The following is a 2725-nucleotide window of genomic DNA, read 5'->3' as shown; positions in this document are numbered from 1 at the left end:
CCGCGCCCTGGCGGGCCTGGGGCGGGCGCGGGGCAGGGTGGCCTTGCCGGACGAGGTCTGGCAGGACGACGCCCAGGGCGTCTGGCGGCCTACGCACCAGCGCGCCATGGCCTACGTCTTCCAGGAAGCCAGCCTTTTCCCGCACCTGAGCGTGCGCGACAACCTGGACTACGGCCGGCGTCGTGTGCCGCCTGCACAGCGCCGGATCACCCTGGACGAGGCCGCGGCCATGCTGGGCATCGCCCACCTGCTGGCGCGCAGCCCGGAGGCCCTGTCGGGCGGTGAGCGCCAGCGCGTGGCCATTGCCCGTGCGCTGCTGACCAGTCCGCGCCTGCTGCTGATGGACGAGCCCCTCTCGGCCCTCGACGCGGCCCGCAAGGCCGAGATCCTGCCCTACCTTGAGCGCCTGAACCGCGAGGCCGGCGTGCCGGTGGTCTACGTCACCCATGCCATCGACGAAGCGGCCCGGCTGGCCGATCACCTCGTTCTCTTGGAGGCCGGCCGCGTGAAGGCTGCGGGTCCGGTGGCCGAGTTGTTGTCGCGCCTCGATCTGATGCCCAGCCAGGTGGACGAGGCCGCCGCCGTGATCGACGCCACCGTGGTCGGACACGACGAGGCCTTCGGGCAAAGCCAGCTCGACCTGGCCGGCTGGCCCTTCTGGGTGGGGATCAGCCCGGTGCCTGCGGGCCAGCGCGTGCGCGCACGGGTGTTGGCCCGCGATGTGAGCGTGGCCCTGAGCCAGGCCCGCGACAGCAGCATCCTGCACATCCTGCCCTGCACCATCGTGGCCTTGCGCGATGACGGTGTCGACCGCGTGACCCTGCAGCTGCGCGTGCAGCCGGCGACCGAGGGTGCGGTCTCTGACGATGCCCGCCCGCTTCCACTCCTCCTGGCCCGCCTGACCCGTCGCTCGGTCGCGCAGTTGCAGCTGGTGGCGGGGCAGACGGTCTTCGCCCAGGTCAAGGGCGCGGCCCTGATCGCGTGACCGATGCCACAGGCCTTCGCCCAGATCAATGCTGTGGCAAAGCGCCGGTGACATCATCGTGGCATTGCCGCCCGTGGAGACGCCCATGCTCAGCGCCCTGTCAGACGAAGCCCTGTTCGCCCTCCTGCGTGAAGACGCGCCTTATGGCGACCTGACCACGCAAGGCCTGGGCTTGGGCGACCGCCCGGGCCGTGTGACCTTCGCGGCACGCCAGCCCATGACGGTGTGCGGCACCGAAGAGGCGGTGCGCCTGTTCATGCTGTGTGGTGCCCAGGCCCAGGTGCTGGCCCCCACCGGGCAGCATGTGCTGGCCGGGACCGAGCTGCTGTCGGCCCATGGCCCTGCGGCCAGTCTGCTGCTGGCCTGGAAGGTGGCGCAGACGCTGATGGAGGCGGCCAGCGGCATTGCCAGCGAGGTGGCACGCATCGTCACCAGCCTGCGTGCGGCGGGTCACCAGCAGGCCCTGGCCTGCACGCGCAAAAGTTTTCCCGGCACGCGGGCGCTGTCGGCCAAGGCCGTGACCGCCGGGGGGGGCGTGATGCACCGCCTGGGTCTGTCCGAGTCCCTGCTGCTCTTTCCGGAGCACCGCCTGTTTGTCGACCACAGCCTCGATGACACCGTGGGGCGCCTGCGCCGGCAACAGCCCGAAAAGCGCCTGGTGGCCGAGGTCGGCAGCCTGGAAGAGGCGCTGGCGCTGGCCACCGCCGGGGCCGATGTGCTCCAGCTGGAGCGCTTCACGCCCGAGGCCGTGCGCACCTGCAAGCTGGCCCTGCACACCAGTCACCTGCATCCGGCGCTGGCCGTGGCCGGTGGGGTGAACGCCAGCAATGCCGTGGCCTATGCCGATGCGGGGGCCGACATCCTGGTCTCGTCAGCGCCCTACCACGCGGCACCTCGGGATGTGGAAGTGCGCTTCTCGCGCGATGTGTGAGGAGGGGCCGGGCGGCAAGGACCGCCCGCGGAAAGGTCAGCCCTGGCTGCCCTTGAGCAGGGCCTCGATCACGCCGGCACCGGTGCCACCGACCGGGTCGAGTTCATTGACCTTGTCGAGGTAGGCCCGCGCGCTGTTGGGGTCCTTGCGGCGCAGGCGAATGAAGGCCAGCGCCTTGAGCGTGAACACCCAGAAGCGCGCCGGGCCGGGGGATTGGAAGTCCGCCATGTCGGGGGTCACCACACGCCAGTCGTCCGGCAGGTGGGCCTGGTCGGCGGCCACGTCCAGCCCCTTCAGGGCGGCCAACTCCGCCTGCTCGAAGTCCGCATGGCGTGCATGGAACTTGTAGAGCAGGTAGTAGAGCGAAGGGCAGTCGGGTGCGCAGACCTGGGCCGTCCAGAGCAGGGCCAGGGCCCGCTCCGGCGTGGCGGCGTTGCGGGCCTCTTCCACCAGGTGCTTGACCTGGGGCGGGACCTCGCCACCGAACAGGTCGGTGGAGGATTCGCCGGTGAGGATGTTCACCAGTTGCCCGCGGACGCCGCCAGGCGTGCCACGACCTCGCCACCGATGAGGTGCTTCTCGAAGATCTCGGGCACGTCTTCCGGCTTGACGCGGCTGTAGAGCACGCTGTCGGGGAAAACGACCACGTTGACCCCGCCATCGCAGGGTCCCAGGCAGCCCGAGTAGGTCACGCCGACCTGGTCGTAGGCGTTGCGGGTCTGGAGCTCTTTCCAGAAGGCCTGCAGCACGGCCTGGCTGCCTTGGGCAGCGCAGCAGCCACGGGGGTGGCCGGGAGGGCGCTGCTGGGA

At 70.7% G+C, this 2725-nt stretch carries 4 protein-coding genes; 2 read left to right on the top strand and 2 right to left on the bottom strand.

The genetic code is table 11. From position 1 onward, the window contains the following. Together modC and modD are read left to right on the top strand one after the other, a co-directional pair. On the top strand, positions 1 to 985 hold a 985-nt coding region (gene modC / locus QZ994_RS19390), incomplete at its 5' end, for a molybdenum ABC transporter ATP-binding protein (protein ID WP_290877609.1). An 85-nt stretch (positions 986 to 1070) separates the two neighbouring features. Beyond that, a complete protein-coding gene (gene modD, locus QZ994_RS19385; protein WP_290877606.1) occupies positions 1071 to 1916 on the top strand; it encodes a ModD protein in 846 nt (281 codons plus the stop codon). Positions 1917 to 1952: 36 nt separating this feature from the next. Here modD and QZ994_RS19380 read toward each other — a convergent pair whose 3' ends face one another. Together QZ994_RS19380 and QZ994_RS19375 are read right to left on the bottom strand one after the other, a co-directional pair. After that, on the bottom strand, positions 1953 to 2438 hold the full coding sequence (locus QZ994_RS19380; RefSeq protein WP_290877603.1) for a hypothetical protein: 486 nt from the start codon (positions 2436 to 2438) through the stop codon (positions 1953 to 1955). Then, positions 2435 to 2725: (2Fe-2S) ferredoxin domain-containing protein (locus QZ994_RS19375; RefSeq protein WP_290877600.1), on the bottom strand; the 291-nt coding region annotated here is incomplete at its 5' end. The genes QZ994_RS19380 and QZ994_RS19375, both read right to left, overlap by 4 nt.

Source organism: Aquabacterium sp. (assembly GCF_021768455.1).
Taxonomy (GTDB): domain Bacteria; phylum Pseudomonadota; class Gammaproteobacteria; order Burkholderiales; family Burkholderiaceae_C; genus Aquabacterium.
This window is presented reverse-complemented; position numbering and strand designations above follow the sequence as displayed.

Bases quoted from the DNA above. Each gene is read 5' to 3' on its own strand.
- modD (WP_290877606.1), top strand. From the start codon at position 1,071: ATGCTCAGCGCCCTGTCAGACGAAGCCCTGTTCGCCCTCCTGCGTGAA.